Source organism: Salinispora sp. CH2A1_6 (assembly GCF_056820975.1).
Genome location: NZ_JBXEDG010000016.1, coordinates 274,131 through 297,009, shown reverse-complemented (window position 1 = coordinate 297,009; position 22,879 = coordinate 274,131). Strand labels below are relative to the sequence as shown.

The window sequence follows — 22,879 nt, the reverse complement described above, 5'->3', positions numbered from 1 at the left end:
ATTGCTCCACCAATGCGCTATGGTAGTCAGGCGCAAACTTTACGTCACCCCAGCATGTGAGATTTTCGTCCCGAAACGCCTCCACCCCGCCCGCTTGACCACGGGGGCCCGACATTGGCAAGGTCTTCCAGGCTGCGCGCACACCGTACGGGAAAAGTGATCGACCTCCCAGCGAAAAACGGACGATCTGCCGGCTCCCGTGCCGTACCTGGAGGACAACGTTGAGCCCCATCCGCTCCGCAACCGCGGCACTCACCTCGGCCGTCCTGGCCGCCACGCTCACCGCCTGCCAGCTCGGCGCGGAGGAGCAAGACACCAGCCCGATCATCATCGCCGCCGACCTAGAACTGTCCGGGCCCGGCGCGCCACTAGGCCAGACCTACCAACGGGCGCTCGAGCTCAAAGCCGAACAGCTCAACTCATCCGGCGCGCTGAACGGACGGCAGATCGAGCTCCGGGTCAAGGACAACCGCTCCGACGCGAGCGAGTCCCTCCGCAACGTCACCGACTTCAGCACCGACCCCCAGGTAAGCGCGATCGTCATGGGCGGTTGCAACGAATGCGCGATGGGCGCGGTGGAGACCGTCAACGGGCAGCAGATGCCGATGGTGGCGCTGGCCGCCGCCGAGGCCATCGCCAGCCCGGCAACGGAGCGCCGGTACGTGTTCAAGCTGGCTCCGAGCGCACCTGACAGCGCCGAAGCCCTCGCCGTCGAGCTTCACCGCAACAAGATCGGCGAGGTGGGGGTACTGCGCAGCGACGACGCCTACGGCGAAGAAGGGCTCACCGTCCTCGAGGCCGCGCTGGACAAGGCCGACATCGAGGTCCGGGGTTTGCAGACCGTCCGTGCCACCGACACCGACGTCTCCAGCCAGATCACCGCGCTGACTGAGGACGAGCCCGAAGCACTGGTGCTCTGGGCCCGCGCCGAGCAGGCTGATCTCGCCGCGGTCGCCGCCCGAAAGGCTGGCTTCCAGGGCGCGCTCTACTTCGATGCCTCGGCCGCGGGCGAGCTCTTCCTCGGTACGACGGCCCAGGCCGCGGAGAACGCCACGATGGTCTTCACCCAGACCATGGTGATCGACGACGTGATCGCCACCACCCCGGCGAAGGCGGCCCGGCGCCAGTGGTTCCAGGACTACACCGCCCGTTTCGGCGGATACCACGGCTCGTCCTCGTTCGCCGCCGACGCCCTCCAGCTCATCGCCGATGCCGCCGTGCGGTCCGGCAGCAGCGGTGACAAGCCCGACCGGAAGGGTATCCGGGACGTCCTGGAGACCACCCAGCTGGACGGTCTCTCGGGTCCGATCCGCCTGACTCCGGACAACCATTCCGGCCTCATGCCGCAGGCACTGACCACTCTGGTCGTGCGCAACGGCCGCTGGCATCTGGCCGGGTGACACCTCGGCCCGGCCCGGTGACACCGGGCCGGGCGGGCCCGGTCATGCCGGCTGGGTCACCGAGCCGACGTGGTCGCGCGAACCCAGGGCAGGGCGAGGCGTTCGACGAGGTAGAGCACGGAGTAGAGCCCGATGCTCATCGCGGCGATCAACACGATCGCCGCCCACGCCGTCGCGGTCTCCCCAATCCCGTTGTACTGCAGGATCTGGTAGCCCAGGCCCGGCTGGTCCGAGTAGAACTCCCCGATCACCGCCCCGATGGCGGCCAGCGGCATAGCCACCTTGAGGCCGACGAAGACCTGCGGTAGCGCGCCCGGGAAGCGCACCTTCCGGAACGACTGCCACCAGGAGGCGTGCAGCGACCGCGCCAGTTCGGCGAGGTCTGCCGGGGTGGTCGTCAGACCAGTCGCGGTGGAGAGCACGATCGGAAAGAAGCAGAGCAGGAACACCATCGTCAGGACCGGCTTCGCACCCCAGCCGAACGACACCACGAGGAGCGGGCCAAGCGCGATCTTCGGCACCGCGTTGACGGCGACGAGCAGCGGCGCGAACATCCGCTCGAGGTGTCGAGACGCGGCCAGCGCAATCCCGATCAGCACCCCGGCGGCCGCCGAGAGCAGAAAGCCCACCACCGTCATCAAGGTGGTGATCCCGAGTGCGGGCAGGAGCACACCGCTCTGCGCGACCATCGAGGCCCCGACGGCCTGCGGCGACGGCAGGGCGGCCGGGTGCACAAGGCCGAACCCGGTGGTGACCAGCCACCAACAGGCCAGTGCGATCAGCAGTCCGAGGAACGGAAGCCCGGCAGCCCCGACCGGGATCGCCCGCCGTCGGCGGGCGGCCGACGCGGGCGGACTCACCACCCCTGCCGACGGTCCTTCGAGGCGGGTCCGGGTCTCGGTCACAGCCTTCCCTCCTTCCTGCCGGTTGCGAGCCGGCACACGGCGGGGGTGTGGACCGGACCCCCGGTCCACACTCCCGGGCGGTGGTCGATCAGGCCTTCGGGGTGAGACTGAAGTCGATGACCTGGTCGGGCTCGAGCTCCTGCTTGAGCTGTCCCGCACCTCGCAGGATGGCGATGCTCTTCGCCACTCGGGCACTGTCCAGCGTGCCCAGCGTCGCACCACTGTTGCTGGAACGGACGTAGCCGGCCATCAACTCCAGCTCCGCCTGGGCGGACTCGACGTTCGTCGAGTCAACGTTCTTCTTCAGCAGCTCGGCCGCCTCCTGCGGGTTGTCCAACGCGTAGTCCAAGCCCTTCAACAGGGCCTCGCTGAACCGCGTGACCATCTCCGGCTTCTCTTCGGCGATCTTCGTGGAAGTGATCAGCACGTTGCCGTAGAGGTCCTGCATGTACTCGCTGTACGGCAGCATGAACGCCTTCTTCTTGGCAATCGCCTCAATGGTCGGCTGGCCCACGACGAACTGCCCAATGCCGTCGACCGTGCCGGCGGCGAGAGTGCCCATCAGGTCCTGCGGCTGACCGTTGACCCAGGTCACCTTGCTCGCGTCAACGCCGGCCAACTCCGCGTACGTGGGGAAGAGGTTTCGGACCACCGAGGTCGGGGAGTCCGCGATCTTCTTGCCCTCGAGGTCCTTCGGCGTGGCGATGTTCGTACCCTCGACGGTGGCGATGCCGGCCATGGTGCGCTGCTGGATCGCGGCGACGACGACGAAGTCCTTGGCCTCGCCGTTACCGAACTGGAGCAGGCTACCGGTGAGGTCGACCGGCCCGAAGTCCGCCTTGCCACCGGAGACCATCTGAATAGTGCTACCGGTGCCCTGCCCCGGCTTGATCTCGACATCGAAACCCGCGTCGCGGAAGAAGCCCTTCTCCTTCGCCACCCAGGCGTAGGAGTCCCGGCCGAAGTTTCCGAAGGAAGTGAGGTAGGTTACCTTCTCCATCGCGCCGTCACCCCCCTCGGGGGAGTCCGCGTCGCTGCTACACGCCCCAACCATCGCCAATGCAGCGGCCGTCGTAGCCGCGGCGACCGTACGGGTCAGCCTTCTCATCAGTGCACCTTGTCCTTTCCGACCGGGGCCGAGCGCCGCCGGAGGAGTAGTCGGGTGGCGGCGACCCGAAGGGTGAAGCCGGTGCCGCCATCGTGAGGGGACTCTTCGGTGGCACAGCGTACGAGAAATCCGCCGCCGCGCCACCAGGCATATCGGGGTTGCGGAACGGACACAACTAATCCCACCCCAGCCAGCATCATTGCCTTGCCCGACCGGTACTCTGTCCGTTGATCACTGACTGTCAACTCAGGAAGGTCCGCGGATGATCCGGCTGTCCGGGGTATCCCGGAGCTTCGATGGCCGCTCCGGCCAGGTTGAGGCCCTGCGTGGTATCGACCTCGACATCGGCGACGGCGAGTTTGTTGCCGTACTCGGCCGCTCCGGCTGCGGCAAGTCCACTCTGCTCCGACTCGTCGCGGGGCTACTCCCGGTTACGCTCGGGGACGTCACCGTCGCTGGCGCACCGGTCACCCATCCCCGACCGGACGTCGCGATGCTGTTCCAGCGACCGGCCCTACTGCCCTGGCGCACGGTGCTCGACAACGTCCTCCTCCCGGTGGAGATCTTCGGCTGGAAACGGGCCCAACACCGTGATCGGGCCCGGCAGCTGCTGGAGTTGACCGGCCTCGCCGGGTTCGAGAAGCGGCTGCCACACGAGCTCTCCGGCGGCATGCAACAGCGGGTCTCGCTCTGCCGCTCACTGATCGGCGAACCCCGGGTGATGCTGATGGACGAGCCCTTCTCCGCACTGGATGCGCTCACCCGCGAGGAACTCTCCGGCGAACTACAACGGGTGCACATGGAGACCTCGGCGACGGTCGTCTTCGTCACCCACTCCATCGAGGAAGCGGTCCTACTGGCCGACCGCGTGGTCGTGCTCAGCCCTCGCCCCGGCCGCATCCGCGACATCGTCGACGTCTCCATCCCCCGTCCGCGCACGCTTGGCCGCAACGCACATCTGGCCGATGTCGCCCGGGTCAGCGCCGACCTGCACGAACTGCTCGCGGAGAAGGAACCGGAACCCGCATCGATGGAGGCGCCCTGATGCTCGTCTCGGTATTCACCGAACCACACCGTGGCGCCAGCTACGAAGACCAGCTCCGGTTCACCCGCCAGGCGGAGCACTGCGGCTACGACGCTTTTTTCCGTGCCGACCACTACCGGGCAATGGGCGACGACCCGGCGCTGCCCGGTCCCACGGACGCCTGGCTGACGCTGGCCGCGCTGGCCCGCGAGACCAGCCGGATCCGGCTCGGCACGCTGGTCACGTCGGCTACCTTCCGGCTACCCGGCCCACTGGCCGTCATGGTGGCGCAGGTCGACCAGATGAGCGGTGGCCGGGTCGAGCTGGGGATCGGCGCCGGCTGGTACGAACGGGAGCACACCGCGTACGGGATTCCCTTCCCCAGCGTCAGCGAGCGGTTCGACCGGCTGGCCGAACAACTGGAGATCGTCACCGGCCTGTGGCGTACCCCGTCGGGGGTCGGGTTCAGCTACACGGGAGAGCATTACCAGCTCGTTGACGCGCCAGCATTGCCGAAGCCGGTCCAGCGCCCCGGACCACCGGTGATAGTGGGCGGTCGGGGCGCGAAGCGTACCCCGGACCTGGCTGCCCGCCATGCCGACGAGTTCAACATGCCGTTCACCTCCGTCGCGCAGACGGCGGCGGCGTATGAGCGGGTCCGGGAGGCGTGCGATGCCGCTGGCCGGGCCGAGTCCGGTCGGCAACCGCTGACGCTCTCGGCGGGGATTGTGGTGGCCGTCGGCCGCACCGACGCGGAGGCCCGCCACCGCGCCGCTGCGCTGCACCGACCCAGCGCCCTGCCCCCGGAGGACGCGGTCGTGGGCTCGCCCGCGCAGCTCGTCGAACGCATCGGCGAGTTCGCCGCAATTGGCGCGAGCCGCGTCCACCTGCGCCTGCTCGACCTCGCCGACCTCGACCACCTGGAGCTCATCGCCGCCGAGGTGCTCCCCCAACTGGATGGACCGCAATGACCACAACCGATCCTGAGCTGGGCCCGGTGGGCCAGGAGATCGTTTTCGAGAACGACCGGGTACGGGTCTGGCACATCAGGCTGGCACCCGGTGAGCGGCAGCCGCTGCATCGGCACGACCACCCGTATCTGGTGGTGGCGATCCAGGGCGCCAAGAACGTCGTGCAGACAATCGACGGCGACCGGATCGACGCCGATGAGCCCACCGGCGGCGTCGTCTATCGGGATCCGGGAGCGGTGCACATGCTCACCAACACGGGCGACACGACCTACCTGGCCCGGCTGGTCGAGCTCAAGTAACCCAACGCCGGTGCGGCTACTGCACCCGCCCCGGCGTGCCAGTGGCGCCCGCCCGCACCGGGACCGTAACGTGCCCGGCATGGCGTTTCGGACCTTGGGCAAGCTACTGCTCACGGCGCTTGCGGTAAGCCTGCTGACCGGGGCTGGACAGCTCGGCGTCGCATTCGGCTTCGGCATCGTGCGCTTCTCCGGCGCCTTCACCGGTGCGGGCGTCAACCAGTGGCCAGCACAGCTCGCCTGGGTCGCCTGGTTGGCGGCGAACGCCGCGGTCATCGGTGCCATCTGCGCCGAACGGCTGGCGCGCCGGGAAGCCCCACTGATCAGCGTTGGTCGGCGGGCCGCTGTGGCAGGCGCCGCCGCGCTCGGCGCCACGGTCGTCGCGCCGCTGGGAATGCAGTCCGCCCGAGCCGCCGACGTGGGTGCCGTGGAACCGGTCTGGTCCGTCGCCGCTGGTGCACTCCTCGGCGCGGTGCTCGGCGGGGGCGCGGCGCTGGCCGTCCTCATCCGACCCCCGCTGCTCGGGAACATGACGTTCGTCGCCGGCCTGCTCTGGTTCCTTGCTCTGGCCTCGGTTGCCCCGTCGCTGAACGACACCGGCCCACTTCGGGCAGTACGACTCGGGGTGTGGGAACCCTCCTGGCTCGATCCCGCCGCGGCGGACCGCCTCTGCCTGCTGGGCCTTCCGGTGGCGGCGCTGCTGGCCGGAGCCGGCGCCGGCGGCCTCGCCCGTCGGCGCGGGCAGGCCACATCCGTCGGCGTGCTGACCGGGCTCCCCGGGCCGATGCTGGTAGCCGGCGCGTATCTGGTATCGGGCCCCGGGGCGGATGCGGACCGTTACCAGGCCACGCCGTACTACGCCGCACTGCTCACGGTGGCCGCTGGCGGACTCGGCTCGGCCGCCGCCGCGATGCTGCGCTGGCCACTGATCGCACGTCCAGTCGAACGAGCCACCGCGATACTGCGCTGGCCACCGAAGACGCGCCTACCGGAATCGAAGCCCGACCCGACGGCAGTCCCCCCGATACCTCCGGCTCCGCCCGAGGTCGACTCGGTCGCGCCGACGACCGGCGCCCCCGTACCGGCGGCCCGACCGCGTCCGGTAGCGGACGAGGCCGAGGCCGACCCGGGCACCGCGGACGACCCGGTGGTGGCCGGCGCACCGCCTCCCGCCCCGCGCCGCCGAGGCCGGTTCCGGCGCAGTCGCTCCCGGGCCGACGAGGCGGCCGAGCCGACAGCGGAGGTCCGGCTACCAGCGCAGGACGAGGAGTTCGTTGACTGGGTCACCGGTCTGAGCGAGCCGGTATCGAACAACGAACCCGATCGGGAAGGCGCGCGCCGCTCGTTGCGCTCTGTCGGCCGGCATCACGCCGACTGACCGGGAACCGTTACCCGAGCCCGGCACATCCCCCGACCCGCCCCGGTCTCGGCGGGCCCGGCCTACGTGGGTGTCCCGAAAAGCACCGTGGCACCCCGCCTGCTGGTCGGGGTGCCACGGTGGAGAAGAGATCAGGCAATCGGAAGGTAGACCCGACCGCCGGACTCGACGAACTCCTCCGACTTCTCCTTCATGCCGCGTGCGGCGTACTCCTTGAGGTCCTGGGTGATTTTCATGGAGCAGAACTTCGGACCACACATCGAGCAGAAGTGGGCCGTCTTCGCTGGCTCAGCCGGCAGGGTGGCATCGTGGTAGGCCCGCGCGGTCTCCGGGTCCAACGCCAGGTTGAACTGGTCCTCCCAGCGGAACTCGAACCGTGCCTTGGAGAGCGCGTCGTCCCATTCCTGGGCGCCCGGGTGCCCCTTGGCCAGGTCTGCGGCGTGCGCGGCGATCTTGTAGGCGATCACACCGGCCTTCACATCGTCCCGGTCCGGCAACCCGAGGTGCTCCTTCGGGGTGACATAGCAGAGCATCGCGGTACCGAACCAGGAACTCATCGCCGCGCCGATAGCGGAGGTGATGTGGTCGTACGCGGGCGCGATGTCCGTGGCCAGTGGGCCCAGCGTGTAGAACGGCGCCTCGTGACACCACTCCTGCTGCAGTTCCACATTCTCCTTGATCTTGTGCATCGGCACGTGCCCGGGGCCTTCGATCATCACCTGGACGTCGTACTCCCAGGCGATTTTCGTCAGCTCACCGAGGGTACGCAGCTCGGCGAACTGCGCCTCGTCGTTGGCGTCCGCGATGGAACCGGGGCGCAGCCCGTCGCCGAGCGAGAAGGTCACGTCGTAGCGGGCCAGGATCTCGCAGAGCTCCCGGTAGTTGGTGTAGAGGAAGTTCTCCTCGTGGTGGGCCAGGCACCACGCCGCCATGATCGAACCACCACGGGAGACGATCCCGGTCACCCGCTCCACGGCGAGCGGCACGTATGCCAGCAGCACCCCGGCGTGCACGGTCATGTAGTCGACGCCCTGTTCGGCCTGCTCGATGACGGTCTCCCGGAACACCTCCCAGTTCAACTTCGCGGGATCGCCACCGACCTTCTCCAGGGCCTGGTAGACCGGTACGGTGCCGATCGGCACCGGGGAGTTCCGCACGACCGCCTCGCGGGTTTCGTGGATCCGCTTACCGGTCGACAGATCCATCACCGCGTCCGCGCCCCACCGGGTCGCCCAGGTCAGCTTCTCCACCTCGTCGGCGATCGAGGAGCTGACCGCCGAGGTGCCGATATTCGCATTGATCTTCACCAGGAAGGCCTTGCCGATGATCGCCGGCTCGCACTCCGGGTGGTTGACGTTCAGCGGCAGCACGGCTCGGCCGGTCGCGATCTCCTCCCGCACCAGCTCCGGCGCCACCCCCTCACGGATCGCCACGAACTCCATCTCCGGCGTCACCACACCGGCCCGGGCGTACGCGAGCTGGGTCGGCCGTTGGCCGTCCACCCCCGCCAACGGCGTACCCGCGCCGCGAACCGGGGCGACGTCCCCCCGCGACGCGATCCACTTGCCGCGCATCGGCGGTAGCCCCACCTCCGGGTCGGAGCCCGGTCCCGAGGTGTCGTAGAGCCGCGCCGGCGGGTTGTCTCCGGCGAGGTCAACCTCGGCGAAGGGCACCTGGATGTCCGGCCGCGACCCTTCGACGTAGACCTTGCGACGTTTCTGCATGACAGCCTCCCTTTAGGTCAAGCGGACCAGCTGAAGTGATCGAGTGGTCCGCGTCCCGCACCCAACTCCCAGCCCCGAGCGCCGATCAGCGCCCGGGTCACGTATTCCTTGGCCGCCGCGACGGCGACCGGCACCGCATCACCGAGTGCGAGCCGGACGGCGATGGCCGCCGAGAACGAGCACCCGGTCCCGTGGTTGTGCCGGGTCGACACCCGGGCAGCGCGGAACTGGGTGGTGTCGTCCTCGCCGTGGAGCACGTCCACCGCCGCTTCATCACCGCCGGTATCCCCGCCGGTGACCACGACATACTCCGGTCCGCCGGCGGCCAGTGCCTTCGCGGCGACGACCATCTCCTCGACCGTCTCGACCCGGGCGCCGGTGAGGGCCGCGGCCTCCGCCCGATTCGGCGTCGCCACCCGGGCGAACGGCAGCACCCGCTCCACCGCCGCGACCGTCCCCAGCAGACGCCCACTGGTCGCCACCAGCACCGGGTCGACGACGAGGTGCGGCAGTCGGCCCTCCCCCGCCGCGGCAGCGACCGCAGCGGCGATCGCCGGGCTGCCGAGCGTGCCGGTCTTCACCGCCCGCACCGTGAAGTCGGTGAGCACGCTCTCCAGTTGGTCGGTGACGGTCTGCGGGGGCAACGACAGCACCGCGTCAACACCGCAGGTGTTCTGGGCGGTCACGGAGGTGACGACGCTGGTGCCGTACGCTCCCAGCGCCGCGAAGACCTTCAGGTCGGCCTGGATGCCGGCACCCCCGCCGGAGTCCGAGCCGGCGATGGTGAGGACGGTACGGGGCGTCATCGCGTGCCCACACTGGAGACGGCGTCGAAGGCTCCCTGAAGGGCCGCGGCTACGGCGCCCGGATCCTCGGCCCGCATAATCGCACCCAGGACCGCTACCCCGGCGGCTCCCGCCGTCACACAGTCGCGCACCTGCCCGGACGTCTCGATCCCGCCCAACGCCACCACCGGGACCGGACTGGCCTTGATCAGCGTTGCCAGCCCCGACGGAAGCAGCGGTGGGCCGTAGCCGGGCTTCGTCGGCGTTGGATAGACGGGGGAGAGAACGGCGTAGTCCTCAACCGTGAGCCGGCCCAGCTCCGCCTCGTCGTGGCAGGAACGGCCGATCAGCCCGAGCCGCGGTGGCGGGTACGGACCCGCCGCCGGCAGGTGCACCGCGTCGCCGCCGAGCGGATCCGGGCCGGCGACGACCAACGTACCGCCGACCGGGGTGAGGACCTGACGCAGCTCATCGGCGAGGGCGGCCCGCTCGGCCCGGGGAAGGTCCCGCTCCCGCAGCACCACCCAGCGCGTACCGCCGGCCGCGGCCGCGGCGACCACCTCAACGAGCGGTCGCCGCGCAGCCCGACGCTCGGTGAGCACCACCAAGCCGGTCGGCCCGTTCACAGCTCTGGCCGCCCATCGTCTGGAGTCGAGGCGAGGGCGTGGAACCGGCGCGGTATCCGACCCGCCTGGTAGGCGAGCCGGCCGGATTCGACCGCGTACCGCATCGCTGTCGCCATCGCCACCGGATCGGCGGCCCGGGTCACCGCGCTGGCGAGCAGCACCGCGTCACAGCCCAGTTCCATGGCGAGCGCCGCATCGGAGGCGGTGCCGATCCCCGCGTCCAAGATCACCGGCACCGTCACGCTCTGCCGGATGAGCCGGATGTGGTGCGGGTTCGACACCCCGAGCCCCGACCCGATCGGGGAACCCGCCGGCATCACCGCCGCGCAGCCGACATCGGCGAGCCGACGCGCCAGAATCGGGTCGTCCGAGGTGTACGGCAGCACGGTGAACCCGTCGGCGACCAACTCCTCCGCGGCCCGCAGGAGTTCCACCCCGTCGGGCAGCAGGGTGCGCTCATCGCCGATCACCTCAAGCTTCACCCAGTCGGTCTCGAACGCGTCCCGGGCCAGCTGAGCCACCTTCACCGCCTCACCCGCCGTGTAGCAGCCGGCGGTATTCGGCAGCAACCGCACGCCGCAGCGGTCGACCAGGTCCAGGAGGCCGCCCGAGGTGCCCTGGGTGGTGTCGACCCGGCGCAGCGCCACGGTGACCAGGCCGGTGCCGGAAGCCCGGATCGCCTGTTCCAGGACGGTCAGGTTGGCCGCCCCGCCGGTACCGAGGACCAGGCGCGACGGGATCGGTACCCCACCCAGTTCGAAGGTCATCCCGCTCACCCGCCCTGCGCGGCGCTAAGCACCTCGACCCGGTCGCCGTCACACAGCAGGGTTACCGACCAGCCGCCCCGCGGCACGACCTCGCCGTTGACTGCGACCGCCAGGCCACGCTTCTGTGCGGTCACCGTCCGGACCAGGTCCGCGAGAGTGGAGCCGGTGGGCAGGCTGCGCCCAAGGCCATTCACCGTCAGTTCCACGACTCCTCCTGGGGGGTCAGCCGGGGCCCGGCAGCTCCGCACGCCGGGTCGGCGGTGGCGGGTGGATGGGGCAGCCCCGGGCCGAGGCGCTCCGGGGTGAAGGCAGTGAGTAGCGGATCCGGCGTACCGGTGGTGATCAGGTCAGCGATCAGGTCGGCGGTGACCGGGGTGAGCACCACCCCGTGCCGGTGGTGCCCGGTCGCGGCGAGCACTGCCGGCCGGCCCGGGAGCGGGCCCAGGATCGGCGCGTTGTCGGGGCTGCCCGGGCGAAGCCCGGCGACCGCCTCGATCAGCTCGTACTCAGCCACCTCGGGTACCAGGTCGGTGGCGGCCCGGAGTAACCGCAGCACCGCACCGCTGGTCACCACCGTGTCGGTGCGCTCCTCCGCGGTGGCCCCGACCACCACCTCCCCGTCCTGCCGAGGAACCAGGTAGACCGGCTCCCCGTCGGCGAAGCCCCGGATCACGTGCTGGAAGCCCGGCGCACCGGGAGCACGGAGCCGAAGCACCTGCCCCTTGACCGGGCGAACCGGCAGCCCGGTCAAGGCAGCGGTGCCGCAGCCGGCCGCGACCACCGTGATCTCCGCGGTCACCTCGGTCAACTGCTGGACCGGCGTCGGCACCAGCACTCCCCCGGCCCGCTCGGTGGCGGTGCGCAACGCCGACACCAGCCGCCGCGGGTCCACCTGGTGATCGGTGCCGGCGTAGGCGCCACCGCGCATCCGGGGGGACAGCGCCGGCTCGCGGTCTCGAAGCTCGGAGGGACGCAGTGGGGTGACCGGCAGTCCAAGACCCTGCTGGTAGGCCCAGAGCCGGCGGGCCACCGCGAGATCGTCGGCGGTGAGCCCAACCATCAGGGTGCCCTCGCTGCGATAGCCGAGATCCATGCCGGAGGCGGCGGCCAGCTCGGTGGCGAACGCCGGCCAGCGCGCCGCCGACTCGGTGAGCAGGCCAGTCAGCTCGTGCTCCCCGAAGTACGCCTCGGCGACCGGCGCGAGCATTCCCGCTGCGGCGTGCACCGCACCCGAGCCGGGGTCTGGGTCGTGTACGACGACCCGGAGCCCGCGGGCCGCGCATCGCCACGCGATGGCCAAGCCGATCGGCCCGGCCCCGACCACCGCGACGTCGGGCCTGGACGGGAGGTTCCGGTCGCCGCCCGCGGCGACGAGATCACTCACCACGTCAGTGCCGCCATCAGCTCGGTGGCGGCACGGGCGGGATCGGCGGCGTGCGAGAGCGCACCGATCACCGCCACTCCGTACGCGCCAGCTGCCCGCAGCGCGGGCACGTCCGCTGCCGTGACCGCCCCGATGGCGATCGCCGGCACGGCAACCGCGGCGGCGACCGCTCGCACCCCCGCCACACCGATCGCGGGCGGCAGACCATCCTTCGTGGTCGTGGGGTGAACCGGCCCGACCCCGATGTAACTGGCCCCGGCGGCGACCGCTTCGACGGCGGTGTCCGCGTCCCGGGCGGTGGCGCCGAGGACGGCGGCGGAGCCGAGCACCGTGCGGGCCGCCCCGACCGGCAGGTCCTCGGCGCCCACGTGGCCACCGGCAGCACCAACCGCCAGGGCCACGTGTAGCCGATCGTTCACCAGGCAGGTCGCACCGTAGGGGGCGCAGAGCGCGCTCACCTGACGGGCCAGGTCGTACGCCTGCCGGTCGGTCGCGTCATCGGTCACGCGGACCTGGACGACCAGTTCGGTTCGGGCCACCGGCAGGGCGGCCCGCACCACGGTGAGCGGGTTGTGCCCAGGTCGAGTGTCAGTAATCAGATGTAGACGCCCAAGGGACGACACGGCAACTCTCCTCCCTGCGCCGGCACTATCCGGATCAGGTTCAACGGTCGGGGGCTCTCAGCCCCCCTCTCAGCCCGGTTTACCGGGCTCCCGTGGGTTACTTACCCACCACCGTACGGCAACCCCGTGAGGGTGCCAAGATGGGCGTCCTCGGCGCAGGGTGCGGACCGGCCGCCGCCGGAGCCGGCCCGGACACGAAATCGGCCTCCCACCGTCGAGACGATGGGAGGCCCGGATTCTCCACTTTCTAGCTGTCGAGTACCGCCCGCAGGGCCGCGAGATCGTCGGCGTCGGGCTGCCAGGCGCCCGCCGCCGCGTTGGCCCGAACCTGGTCGGGCGTCGTGGCACCGGCGATCACCGAGGTCACCGCGGGCTGGGCGGCGAGCCCGCCGATGGCGACCTGAAGCAGGCTGAGCCCGCGCTCGGCCGCGTAGGCCTCGAGCGCCTCGATGGTGTCCCAGTTGGCCGCCGCCAGCCGGGCCGCGTACCGACCGCCACCGGCGAGCCGGCTGCCCGACGGCGCTGCCTCACCGCGCTTGTACTTGCCGGTGAGCAGGCCGTGGGCGAGGGGGAAGAAGGGCAGCAGGCCCAGCCCGAACCGCTCACACGCCGGGACGACCTCGGCCTCGACACCCCGTTCGAGCAACGAGTAGTGGTTCTGTGCGGAGATGAACCGGGTCGACCCGCGCGAGCTGGCGGTCCAGTCGGCGTCGGCGATCTGCCAACCGTCGAAGTTGGAGTTGCCCAGGTAACGCACCTTGCCGGCGGTGACCAGGTCGTCCAGTGCGGCGAGCGTCTCGTCGATCGGGGTGCCGGGGTCCGGTTCATGCAGCTGATACAGGTCAATGTGGTCGGTCTGCAGCCGACGCAGCGAAGCCTCCACCGCCCGCATGACGTAGCGCCGGGCACCGCGGGCACCGTAGTCCGGCCCGTTATGGCCGTCCATGTCCATCCCGAACTTGGTGGCGATCACCACATCGTCCCGGCGCCCCTTGAGCACCTGGCCGAGGAGTTCCTCGGAGCCACCCGGTGGCGCACCATAGATATCGGCGGTGTCGAAGAAGTTGATCCCGGAATCGAGGGCGGCCGCCACCACGGCCCGGGTCCCGTCCAGGTCGACCCGACGGCCAAAGTTGTTGCAGCCCACGCCGACTGCGGACACCACGAGCCCGGAATCGCCCAACCGGCGGTACGTCATCTCAGTCACGAAATCCACCCTAAGCCGCCCGTGCTCACCCCATCTCCCAGACCGGCTCGGCGGCCTCCACCACCTCGCCGTCCCCTTGGAACAGGAGGAATCGATCAAACGAGCGGGTGAACCATCGATCATGGGTCACCGCCACCACCGTCCCCGCGAACGCGGCCAGCCCCAACTCGAGCGCCTCCGCCGAGGCCAGGTCCAGGTTGTCCGTCGGCTCGTCAAGCAGCAGCAGGGTCGCCCCGGACAGTTCCAGCAGCAGCACCAGGAACCGAGCCTGCTGGCCGCCGGAGAGGGTGCCGAACCGCTGGTCCCCCTGCCCGGCCAGCTCATACCGGGAGAGCGCGGCCATCGCCGTGTGCCGATCCATGCCGGCGCGGTGCTCGTCGCCCCGCCAGAGGATGTCGGCCAGCGTCCGCTCCATCAGCTCTGGCCGGTCGTGGGTCTGGGAGAAGTGACCGGGTCGGACCCGGGCACCGAGGCGGGCCACCCCGTCATGCCCGACGGGGGCGAGCCCCGCTCCGCCGTCGACCGGCTGGTTCACCGGATCGGGATCGGTTCCGCCCCGGGCGATCAGACGGAGGAAGTGCGACTTCCCGGTCCCGTTGGCACCGAGCACGGCGACCCGGTCGCCGTACCAGAGCTCCAGGTCGAAGGGGTAGGTCAGGCCGTCGAGCTCCAACTGCTCGCAGATCAGGGCACGCTTACCGGTGCGGCCACCGGCCAGCCGCATCCGGATGTCCTGCTCCTTCGGGGGTACGGGCGGCGGTCCGGCCTCCTCGAACTTCCGCAACCGGGTCTGGGCCGCCTGGTAGCGGGAGGCCATCCCGGAGTTGTACGCGGCCTTCTGCTTGTACATCAGCACCAGTTCCCGCAGCTTCTGGTGCTCCTCGTCCCACCGCCGACGCTGCTCGTCGAGACGGTCGTGCCGGGCGACCCGGGCCTCGTGCCAGCTGGCGAAGCCACCGGGGTGCACCCACGCGCCACCGCCCTCAACAGCCACCACCCGGTCCGCGGTACGGGCCAGCAGCTCCCGGTCGTGCGAGACATACAGCACCGACTTACCAGACTCCTGTAGCCGCGCCTCCAACCAGCGCTTGCCGGGCACGTCGAGGAAGTTGTCCGGCTCGTCGAGCAGGAGCACCTCCTCGGGACCACGCAGAAGCAGTTCCAGGGCGAAGCGCTTCTGCTGACCGCCCGAGAGCGTCCGGACCGGACGGTGCCGCGCGGTGTCCCACGGCAGGTCGAGCACGATCGTGGTGACGGTGTCGAAGAGCACCTCCGCGTCGTACCCACCGGCCTCCCCCCAGACGGCGAGCGCGTCCGCGTACGCGAGCTGGGCCCTGCCGGCGGCGGTACTGTACTTGCCGCGCACCTCGGCCGCCCGCATCGCCGTCTCGGTCCCGGCGACCCGCTGACCGGCCTCACGCAGCCGGGGCGTGGCGAGGGAGAGAGCCAGGTCGACGAGGGTTGACTCGTCGCCGATCATCCCGATGAACTGACGCATCACACCCAGGCCGCCGGCGCGGGCGATCGCACCGCGCTGCACCGGCAGGTCGCCGGCGACCATGCGCAACAGGGTCGTCTTGCCCGCGCCGTTCGGCCCGACGAGGGCAATCTTGGCTCCATCAGCGACCCGGAACGACACATCGCCGAAGAGCTGTCGCCCGTCGGGCAGCCAGTGCCCGACGGCTGCCACGTCCACGTAACCCACGTTGGCATCCTGCCGGGCCAGCCCGGCCGGGCCAACCCGTTTTACCGGGTCACCCGCAGCACCCGGTAGCCCTTCTGGCTCGCCGGTCGCGCGACCTCCCAGCCCCGCTCGGAGAGCCAGCGGTGCAACGAGTCACCGCCGAGGTGCCGGGCGACGACCAGCCAGGCCACCCCGTCCGGTGCCAGCCGGGGCAGCCAGCTCAGCAGGAGCTGATGCAGCTCGTTCTTGCCGATCCGGATCGGCGGGTTCGACCAGATCTGGTCGAAGGTCACCGCCGCTGGAACCGCGTCCGGCGGGACGACCCGAACCCGGGCCGCCGCCCCGACCCGCGCGGCGTTGGCCGTGGTCAGCTCCCGAGCCCGCTCGTTGACATCGACGGCCCAGACGGCGGCCGACGGCACCGAGGTGGCGAGCACACACGTGATCGGCCCGAATCCGCAGCCGAGGTCGAGCAGGTGACCGGTGCTCTCCGGCGCCGGTAGCTCGGCCTTGCGCAGCAGCACCGCCGTCCCCGGGTCGAGCCGCCCGGCGGAGAAGACACCACCGGCCGAGGCCAGGGTGTAGTCGCGGCCGGCCGCGGAGAAGACCACCTCCCGGGGTTGGGCGGCAGCCGACGGTTCAGCAGTGAAGTAGTGGTCGCCGGTCACAGCATGGATTCTCGCACCGGCCCCGCCGGCGCCGCGCCTCAGGCCGGCGGTGGCACCCGCAACCGGCGGGTCAGGGTAGCCCGGCGGGCATACTCAGCCGGGTCGTCCGGGTAGCCCACCGACACCAGGGTCAAGCCGTGTGCCGGGGCGACGTTCACCTCGCTGGCGCGCTCCCGACGGGTCAGCAGACCGGCCGGCCAGTCGGCAGGGCGGCGGCCGTCCCCGACGGCCAGCATCGCACCGACCAGACTGCGCACCATCGCCTGACAGAAGGCGTCCGCCTGCACGGTCGCCACGAGAATTCCGTCCGGGGCACGCCGCCAGTCCAGCCGGGTCACCTCCCGCAGCGTCGTCGCGTTCTCCTTACGCCGGCAGTATGCGGCGAAGTCGTGCTCCCCCACCAGCCCATCGGCGGCCGCGGTCAGCGCGGCCAGGTCGAGCCGGCTCGGCCAGGCCAACGTGTCGTGGCGCCGCAACGGCTCGGCGCCCCAGGGCGCGTCGGTGACCCGGTACTCGTACCGCCGGAAGGTCGCCGAGAAGCGGGCGTCGAAGTCGTCCGGCGCTCCCGTCATCGCCCGTACCCGCACGTCGGCGGGGAGCAGCCGGGCCAGCCGCCGCAGCAGGGTGGTCTCATGCTGGTGCCACACCTCGGTCAGCAGGTCGACGTGGCAGACCTGCCCGATGGCGTGCACGCCGGCATCGGTCCGGCCGGCGACGGTGAGCCCGGTCGCCGCGCCGGCACCGAGTACCAGGTCAAGCGCGGCCACGAGGGCACCCGCGACCGTACGCCGCTGCGGCTGGACCGCCCAGCCGGAGAAGTCGGTGCCGTCGTACGAGACATCCAGCCGTACCCGGGTGCGCTCCTGCACTCCTGTCCCCTTCCACGCGTCGGGCCCGACACCCGGGTGGGTGTCGGGCCCGACGGGAGCCTGGCCGATCAGGCCTTGTTCTGCTCGTTGTTCTCCTCGACAGCGAGGTCGCTGTCCGCGCGGGCCGCAGCGGTGTCACCCGAGACCGAGGCGGGAGCCTCGGCGTCCTGGTCGCCGCTGGCCGGTGCCGGGGGTTCCGCAGCCGGGGCGAGCGCCTCGACCTTGTCCTGCTGCGCGGCCTTACGGCCGGCGGTCTTCTTGTTCGCCTTCGGCTCGGCGACCTCCAGCTCCTCGACCAGCTCGATGATCGCCATCGGAGCGGCGTCACCCTTGCGCGGACCGGTCTTCACGATCCGGGTGTAGCCACCGTTGCGGTTGGCGTACCGGGGCGCGATCTGGTCGAACAGGGTGTAGACCACGTCCTTGTCCTTGACGACCGCGAGCACCCGACGCCGGGCGGCCAGGTCACCGCGCTTCGCCTTGGTGATCAGCTGCTCCGCGAGCGGGCGCAGTCGCCGGGCCTTGGTCTCGGTGGTCTGAATCTTGCCGTGCTGGAACAGCGACGTGGCCAGGTTGGCCAGCATCAACCGCTCGTGCGCCGGGCTGCCGCCGAGGCGGGCACCCTTGGTGGGCGTGGGCATTCTCGGTGCTCCTCGTCAATCCTCAGCCGCGCTTACAGCTGCTCAGTCTCGCGGTAGTCCTCGGTGTCGTAGTCGGCCTCACCGAAGGCGTCCACGACGTTCGCCGGGTCGAAGTTCGGGGCCGAGTCCTTCAGCCCCAAGCCCATCCCAGCGAGCTTCATCTTGACCTCGTCGATCGACTTCTGGCCGAAGTTACGGATGTCGAGGAGGTCAGCCTCGGTACGCCCAATGAGCTCACCAACGGTGTTGATGCCCTCGCGCTTGAGGCAGTTGTAGGAGCGGACGGTGAGGTCCAGCTCCTCGATCGGCAGCGCCAGATCCGCTGCCAGCTGGGCGTCCTGCGGGGACGGCCCGATGTCGATGCCCTCCGCGGTCTCGTCCAGCTCCCGGGCCAGGCCGAAGAGCTCGACCAGCGTGGAACCGGCCGAGGCCAGAGCCGTGCGGGGTCCCATCGACGGCTTGGACTCGACATCGATGATCAGCCGATCGAAGTCGGTCCGCTGCTCGACCCGGGTCGCCTCGACCCGGTAGGTGACCCGGAGGACCGGCGAGTAGATCGAGTCGACCGGGATCCGACCGATCTCGGCACCCGCCTGCTTGTTCTGCGCCGCGGTGACGTAGCCACGGCCCCGCTCGACGGTCAGCTCCATGTCAAGCCGGCCCTTGCCGTTGAGGGTGGCGAGCTTCAGGTCCGGGTTGTGCACCGAGACGCCAGCCGGGGGCTGGATGTCACCCGCGGTCACGTCACCCGGGCCCTGCTTACGCAGGTACATGCTGACCGGCTCGTCATGCTCGGAGCTGACGCAGAGCTCCTTGATGTTCATGACGAGCTCGACCACATCCTCCTTGACCCCGGGGATCGTGGTGAACTCGTGCAGCACACCGTCGATCTTGATCGAGGTCACCGCCGCGCCGGGGATGGACGACAACAGCGTCCGGCGCAGCGAGTTACCCAGGGTGTAGCCGAAGCCGGGCTCCAGCGGCTCAATGGTGAACCGGGACCGGGTCTCGTTGATCGACTCCTCGGAGAGCGAGGGCCGCTGGGAGATGAGCATCTCTTCTCTTTTCTTCCGGGGCGCCCGCCATATGACGCCCACGACACACTGTTGCGGTGGTCCGCCCACGGAAGGGGGCGGACCACCACCCGAACTCCTACTTGGAGTAGAGCTCGACGATCAGCTGCTCCTGGACCTGGGTGTCGATCACCTGGCGGCTCGGGAGCGAGTGCACGAGCACCTTCATCTGGCTCGGAATGGCCTCCAGCCACGCCGGCACGCTCTTGGAGCCGGCCTCGGCCTGCGCCACCAGGAACGGGGTGAGCTCCTTGCTCTTGCCCCGGACCTCGATGATGTCGTGCTCCTTGACGCGGTACGACGGGATGTCGACCTTCTTGCCGTTCACCGTGAAGTGACCGTGCTTGACCAGCTGCCGGGCCATGTCCCGGGACTTGGCGTAGCCGGCCCGGTAGACCACGTTGTCCAGCCGCGACTCGAGGATCTGCAGGAGGACCTCACCGGTCTTGGCCTGCTTCGCCACGGCCTCGTCGTAGTAACCGCGGAACTGCTTCTCCAGCACGCCGTACACCCGGCGGGCCTTCTGCTTCTCGCGGTGCTGGAGCAGGTACTCCGTCTCCTTCGTGCGGCCACGGCCGTGCTGTCCGGGCGGGAACGGCCGGGACTCGAACGGGCACTTCGGGCCATCGCACTTGCTGCCCTTGAGGAACAGCTTCATCTTCTCCCGCCGGCAACGGCGGCAGTCAGCACCGGTGTAACGAGCCATCTCTTCCTACCTCTCAGACCCGGCGACGCTTCGGCGGACGGCACCCGTTGTGCGGCTGCGGGGTCACGTCGGAGATCTGACCGACCTCAAGGCCGACGGCCTGCAGCGAACGGATGGCGGTCTCCCGGCCGGAACCGGGGCCCTTGACGAACACGTCGACCTTGCGCATGCCGTGCTCCATCGCGCGACGCGCGGCGGCCTCGGCGGCCAGCTGAGCGGCGAACGGAGTCGACTTGCGCGAGCCCTTGAAGCCAACCTGGCCGGCGGAGGCCCAGGAGATGACCGCACCGGTCGGGTCCGTGACGGACACGATGGTGTTGTTGAAGGTGCTCTTGATGTGCGCCTGGCCGTGGGCGACGTTCTTGCGTTCCTTGCGCCGGACCTTCTTGACGGCGGCTCCGGCACGAGCCTTCGGTGGCATAAGTCTTCTGCGCTCCTATTACTTCCTGCCGGGCTTCTTCTTGCCGGCGACGGTCCGCTTCGGGCCCTTGCGGCTGCGGGCGTTGGTCCGCGTCCGCTGACCACGAACCGGTAGGCCCCGGCGGTGCCGGATGCCGGCGTAGCAGCCGATCTCGACCTTGCGACGGATGTCCGCGGCGACCTCGCGGCGCAGGTCACCCTCGACCTTGTAGTTGGCCTCGATGTGGTCGCGGAGCTGCACGAGCTCCTCGTCCGTGAGGTCCCGGGCGCGCTTGTCCGGCGAGATGCCGGTAGCGGCGAGCGTCTCCAGGGCGCGGGTGCGACCCACGCCGAAGATGTAGGTGAGCGCGATCTCCAACCGCTTCTCGCGGGGGAGATCCACGCCGGCTAGCCGTGCCATGTGCGGGCGTACTCCTCGTGGTTTCTGGCGGAGGTGTGGTCCCGTCCCATCCCGCTACCGACCAACTCGATCTCCGACGCCGATACCGACGCCGGCGACCGGTTCGGTCGCTGCCCGAGCGGGCCCCGGCCTCCGACCGGGGGTCAACCACGACGAGGTACGCGCTGCGCACTCCCTGCGGCTGGAACGAGCATGTGCTGTGTTGTGACGGAATCTGCGGCCGGGGCCGGTGTCGACCGGTCGCGTTGTCACGACCGGCCGGACAGTCAGCCCTGACGCTGCTTGTGGCGCGGGTCGGTGCAGATGACCATGACCCGGCCGTGCCGGCGGATCACCCGGCACTTGTTACAGATCCGCTTGACGCTCGGCTTGACCTTCACGGTTGCCTTACTTCCGATCTGGCCCGGCGACGCGACGAGCGCGACTCCAGGCGACGAAGACGGACACGGGACTCACCCGGCCGCCGTCAGGCTTACTTGTAGCGGTAGACGATGCGCCCTCGGGTCAGGTCGTACGGCGAAAGTTCGACGACGACCCGGTCCTCCGGCAGGATACGGATGTAGTGCTGCCGCATCTTGCCGCTGATGTGAGCCAGCACCTTGTGCCCGTTCGCGAGCTCCACCCGGAACATGGCGTTCGGCAGGGGCTCGATGACCCGGCCCTCGATCTCGATGGCTCCGTCTTTTTTCGGCATGTCCTCCGCTGTCCTGACGTCGGTTGCTCCGGACGGCCACAACGTCTTTCACGGGATGACTGATCGAAATCAGGTACCCCGCGCCAGCCGCGGCTCCAGCACCCGCCGAAGCGCGGGCGGGCATGCCGGAGTGGACGCTGTGCGCCGATCAGAAAGTGTACGCCGGCCCGTAGGCCGTCGCCAAACCGCCCACCCGACCCGGCGGTTGACCTCACCGAACCGGACGATCGGGTCATCATCGCCGGCCCCGTCCGGCTACTGGGGGGGCGGGCCAGAGCACCCCGTCGACAACCTACCGAAGGCCCGGGGCTGTCACCGGCCAGGGCTACCGCGGAACAGGAGCGGCCGATTCCACCAGCCGAGGCCGGCGGGAACGGAACCGCCGCACCCGCCGGAGTCACCGCCCGGAGTCGGAGGGTGCCACAGCAGCCACCAGCCGGGGGCGGAGGTGCAACGGCAGCCCCAGCCGGAGTCGGAAGAAGGCCACCAGGTCATCGCCCCATCGACCCCGGTCACCAGCGGCGCCCGCCGAGCGTCCAACCGGCCAGTGAACCGGTCGCCGGACAACTCCTCGGCCGAGCAGGCCGGTCTCGGGCCTCTGCTCAGCCGGTAACCGCCGGCTGCCGGGCGGTAACCAGGTCACCGAGGCGCTCCCGCCCTCCGTCGACCGCGGTGAGCACCCACACCCCGTCCGGCAACAGCGCCACGCTGTGCTCCACGTGCACCGCCCGGGAGCCGTCCCGCGTCACCACCGTCCAGCCATCGGCCAGCTCCGCCGTCCGGGGCGAGCCCAGCGTGATCATCGGCTCGATGGCCAGCGCCAGCCCCGGCACCAACCGGGGCCCCTTACCCGGGCGGCCGTGGTTGAGCACGTGTGGATCCTGGTGCATCTCGGTGCCGATTCCGTGACCGCCATACCCGTCAACGATGCCGTACCGTCCGCCCTTGCGGACCGCTGTCTCGACGGCGTGGGAGATGTCCGTAAGCCGTCCCCTGCCACTGGCAGCACCGCGGGCGGCGGCGGCGATGCCGGCCCACATCGCGTCCTCGGCGACTGCGGCCATCCTCAGCAAGGCCGGGTCCACGTCGCCCACCGCGACGGTGATGGCCGCATCCCCGTGCCAACCGTCCAGCACCGCACCGCAGTCGAGGGAGATGATGTCTCCATCCCGGAGCACCTGGGTGGGGGCCGGGATGCCATGCACGACCTGCTCATTGACAGAGGCGCAGATCGAGGCGGGGAAGCCATGGTAGCCCTGGAAGGACGGGGTTGCCCCCGCCGCCCGGATCGTCGACTCGGCGATCGCGTCCAACTCCGCGGTACTGACGCCGGGAGCCACCGCCTCCCGCATCCGGCGCAACGCCTCCGCGACCACCAACCCGGCGGCGCGCATCTTCTCGATCTGGTCAGGGGTCTTCAGCTGGATATCCAGCTGGGGACGACGCATCGGGGTAAACCTTTCTCACCGAAGAGCGGAGCACGCCGCCACGTACCGCTACCGGGTCTCTGTCCGCGGTGCTGAGGC

General features: G+C 70.2%; 26 protein-coding genes and 1 riboswitch. Of the genes, 5 read left to right on the top strand and 21 right to left on the bottom strand.

The window, feature by feature from the left end; translation table 11 throughout:
• Nucleotides 1-221: 221 nt before the first annotated feature.
• A complete protein-coding gene (locus tag AC1UKG_RS22440) occupies nt 222-1,400 on the top strand; it encodes an ABC transporter substrate-binding protein (RefSeq protein WP_482643057.1) in 1,179 nt (392 codons plus the stop codon).
• A 56-nt stretch (nt 1,401-1,456) separates the two neighbouring features.
• On the opposite strand, the gene AC1UKG_RS22435 is transcribed toward AC1UKG_RS22440, so the two are convergent.
• Nucleotides 1,457-2,305, bottom strand: coding sequence for an ABC transporter permease (locus tag AC1UKG_RS22435; protein ID WP_482643058.1), 849 nt, complete (start codon nt 2,303-2,305; stop codon nt 1,457-1,459).
• 88 nt (nt 2,306-2,393) lie between these two features.
• Entirely contained in the window at nt 2,394-3,413 is a 1,020-nt protein-coding gene (locus AC1UKG_RS22430) for an ABC transporter substrate-binding protein (protein ID WP_026271576.1), read from the bottom strand.
• Between the two features lie 262 nt (nt 3,414-3,675).
• Here AC1UKG_RS22430 and AC1UKG_RS22425 point away from each other — a divergent pair, with 262 nt between their 5' ends.
• From AC1UKG_RS22425 to AC1UKG_RS22410, 4 genes are all read left to right on the top strand, one after another.
• On the top strand, nt 3,676-4,458 hold the full coding sequence (locus tag AC1UKG_RS22425; RefSeq protein ID WP_018744636.1) for an ABC transporter ATP-binding protein: 783 nt from the start codon (nt 3,676-3,678) through the stop codon (nt 4,456-4,458).
• Nucleotides 4,458-5,408: an LLM class F420-dependent oxidoreductase gene (locus AC1UKG_RS22420; protein WP_018744637.1), complete on the top strand. Its 951-nt coding sequence runs from the start codon at nt 4,458-4,460 to the stop codon at nt 5,406-5,408. The genes AC1UKG_RS22425 and AC1UKG_RS22420 overlap by 1 nt, the downstream gene beginning before the upstream one ends.
• Complete coding sequence (locus AC1UKG_RS22415; protein ID WP_018814768.1) at nt 5,405-5,707, top strand: cupin; 303 nt, start codon at nt 5,405-5,407, stop codon at nt 5,705-5,707. The genes AC1UKG_RS22420 and AC1UKG_RS22415 overlap by 4 nt, the downstream gene beginning before the upstream one ends.
• Before the next feature lie 79 nt (nt 5,708-5,786).
• Entirely contained in the window at nt 5,787-7,082 is a 1,296-nt protein-coding gene (locus AC1UKG_RS22410) for a hypothetical protein (RefSeq protein ID WP_482643059.1), read from the top strand.
• A gap of 131 nt (nt 7,083-7,213) precedes the next feature.
• Here the strand turns inward: AC1UKG_RS22410 and thiC are convergent, their stop codons facing one another.
• The 19 genes from thiC to map all read right to left on the bottom strand — a co-directional run bounded on the left by thiC (nt 7,214) and on the right by map (nt 22,801).
• On the bottom strand, nt 7,214-8,806 hold the full coding sequence (gene thiC, locus AC1UKG_RS22405) for a phosphomethylpyrimidine synthase ThiC (RefSeq protein WP_018814769.1): 1,593 nt from the start codon (nt 8,804-8,806) through the stop codon (nt 7,214-7,216).
• Between the two features lie 17 nt (nt 8,807-8,823).
• Nucleotides 8,824-9,612, bottom strand: a complete 789-nt coding sequence (gene thiD, locus AC1UKG_RS22400) for a bifunctional hydroxymethylpyrimidine kinase/phosphomethylpyrimidine kinase (RefSeq protein WP_018744639.1) — start codon at nt 9,610-9,612, stop codon at nt 8,824-8,826.
• On the bottom strand, nt 9,609-10,217 hold the full coding sequence (locus AC1UKG_RS22395; protein WP_018744640.1) for a thiamine phosphate synthase: 609 nt from the start codon (nt 10,215-10,217) through the stop codon (nt 9,609-9,611). Before AC1UKG_RS22395 ends, thiD begins: the two co-directional genes overlap by 4 nt.
• Nucleotides 10,214-10,993: a thiazole synthase gene (locus tag AC1UKG_RS22390; RefSeq protein ID WP_026271578.1), complete on the bottom strand. Its 780-nt coding sequence runs from the start codon at nt 10,991-10,993 to the stop codon at nt 10,214-10,216. Before AC1UKG_RS22390 ends, AC1UKG_RS22395 begins: the two co-directional genes overlap by 4 nt.
• Nucleotides 10,990-11,190, bottom strand: a complete 201-nt coding sequence (thiS, locus tag AC1UKG_RS22385; RefSeq protein WP_018744642.1) for a sulfur carrier protein ThiS — start codon at nt 11,188-11,190, stop codon at nt 10,990-10,992. The genes AC1UKG_RS22390 and thiS overlap by 4 nt, the downstream gene beginning before the upstream one ends.
• The gene (thiO, locus tag AC1UKG_RS22380) at nt 11,181-12,371 is read right to left on the bottom strand and encodes a glycine oxidase ThiO (protein ID WP_018744643.1); all 1,191 of its coding nucleotides are present in this window, start codon (nt 12,369-12,371) and stop codon (nt 11,181-11,183) included. Before thiO ends, thiS begins: the two co-directional genes overlap by 10 nt.
• Nucleotides 12,365-12,991: a thiamine phosphate synthase gene (gene thiE / locus AC1UKG_RS22375; protein ID WP_482643060.1), complete on the bottom strand. Its 627-nt coding sequence runs from the start codon at nt 12,989-12,991 to the stop codon at nt 12,365-12,367. The genes thiO and thiE overlap by 7 nt, the downstream gene beginning before the upstream one ends.
• Nucleotides 12,986-13,095: riboswitch (TPP riboswitch) on the bottom strand. Its footprint overlaps the gene before it by 6 nt.
• A 143-nt stretch (nt 13,096-13,238) precedes the next feature.
• Nucleotides 13,239-14,207, bottom strand: a complete 969-nt coding sequence (locus AC1UKG_RS22370; RefSeq protein WP_482643061.1) for an aldo/keto reductase — start codon at nt 14,205-14,207, stop codon at nt 13,239-13,241.
• 16 nt (nt 14,208-14,223) lie between these two features.
• Nucleotides 14,224-15,903 (bottom strand): ABC-F family ATP-binding cassette domain-containing protein, encoded by a 1,680-nt coding sequence (locus AC1UKG_RS22365; RefSeq protein ID WP_482643062.1) that lies wholly within the window; start codon nt 15,901-15,903, stop codon nt 14,224-14,226.
• 41 nt (nt 15,904-15,944) lie between these two features.
• Nucleotides 15,945-16,550, bottom strand: coding sequence for a methyltransferase (locus tag AC1UKG_RS22360; RefSeq protein WP_018744647.1), 606 nt, complete (start codon nt 16,548-16,550; stop codon nt 15,945-15,947).
• Nucleotides 16,551-16,588: 38 nt separating this feature from the next.
• The gene (truA, locus tag AC1UKG_RS22355) at nt 16,589-17,419 is read right to left on the bottom strand and encodes a tRNA pseudouridine(38-40) synthase TruA (protein WP_018744648.1); all 831 of its coding nucleotides are present in this window, start codon (nt 17,417-17,419) and stop codon (nt 16,589-16,591) included.
• Between the two features lie 68 nt (nt 17,420-17,487).
• On the bottom strand, nt 17,488-18,060 hold the full coding sequence (gene rplQ, locus AC1UKG_RS22350) for a 50S ribosomal protein L17 (protein WP_018744649.1): 573 nt from the start codon (nt 18,058-18,060) through the stop codon (nt 17,488-17,490).
• Nucleotides 18,061-18,092: 32 nt separating this feature from the next.
• The gene (locus AC1UKG_RS22345; RefSeq protein ID WP_018217041.1) at nt 18,093-19,115 is read right to left on the bottom strand and encodes a DNA-directed RNA polymerase subunit alpha; all 1,023 of its coding nucleotides are present in this window, start codon (nt 19,113-19,115) and stop codon (nt 18,093-18,095) included.
• 97 nt (nt 19,116-19,212) lie between these two features.
• A complete protein-coding gene (gene rpsD, locus AC1UKG_RS22340) occupies nt 19,213-19,839 on the bottom strand; it encodes a 30S ribosomal protein S4 (protein ID WP_018222594.1) in 627 nt (208 codons plus the stop codon).
• 13 nt (nt 19,840-19,852) lie between these two features.
• Nucleotides 19,853-20,260, bottom strand: a complete 408-nt coding sequence (gene rpsK / locus AC1UKG_RS22335) for a 30S ribosomal protein S11 (RefSeq protein WP_012015102.1) — start codon at nt 20,258-20,260, stop codon at nt 19,853-19,855.
• A gap of 18 nt (nt 20,261-20,278) precedes the next feature.
• On the bottom strand, nt 20,279-20,659 hold the full coding sequence (gene rpsM, locus AC1UKG_RS22330) for a 30S ribosomal protein S13 (protein ID WP_018744650.1): 381 nt from the start codon (nt 20,657-20,659) through the stop codon (nt 20,279-20,281).
• Between the two features lie 266 nt (nt 20,660-20,925).
• Nucleotides 20,926-21,039 carry a 50S ribosomal protein L36 gene (gene rpmJ, locus AC1UKG_RS22325; protein WP_012184307.1) on the bottom strand — a complete coding sequence of 38 codons (114 nt, stop codon included), beginning with the start codon at nt 21,037-21,039 and terminating at the stop codon, nt 20,926-20,928.
• A 92-nt stretch (nt 21,040-21,131) separates the two neighbouring features.
• On the bottom strand, nt 21,132-21,353 hold the full coding sequence (gene infA, locus AC1UKG_RS22320) for a translation initiation factor IF-1 (RefSeq protein WP_007073013.1): 222 nt from the start codon (nt 21,351-21,353) through the stop codon (nt 21,132-21,134).
• 602 nt (nt 21,354-21,955) lie between these two features.
• Nucleotides 21,956-22,801 carry a type I methionyl aminopeptidase gene (gene map / locus AC1UKG_RS22315; protein ID WP_482643063.1) on the bottom strand — a complete coding sequence of 282 codons (846 nt, stop codon included), beginning with the start codon at nt 22,799-22,801 and terminating at the stop codon, nt 21,956-21,958.
• Between the last annotated feature and the right edge of the window lie 78 nt (nt 22,802-22,879).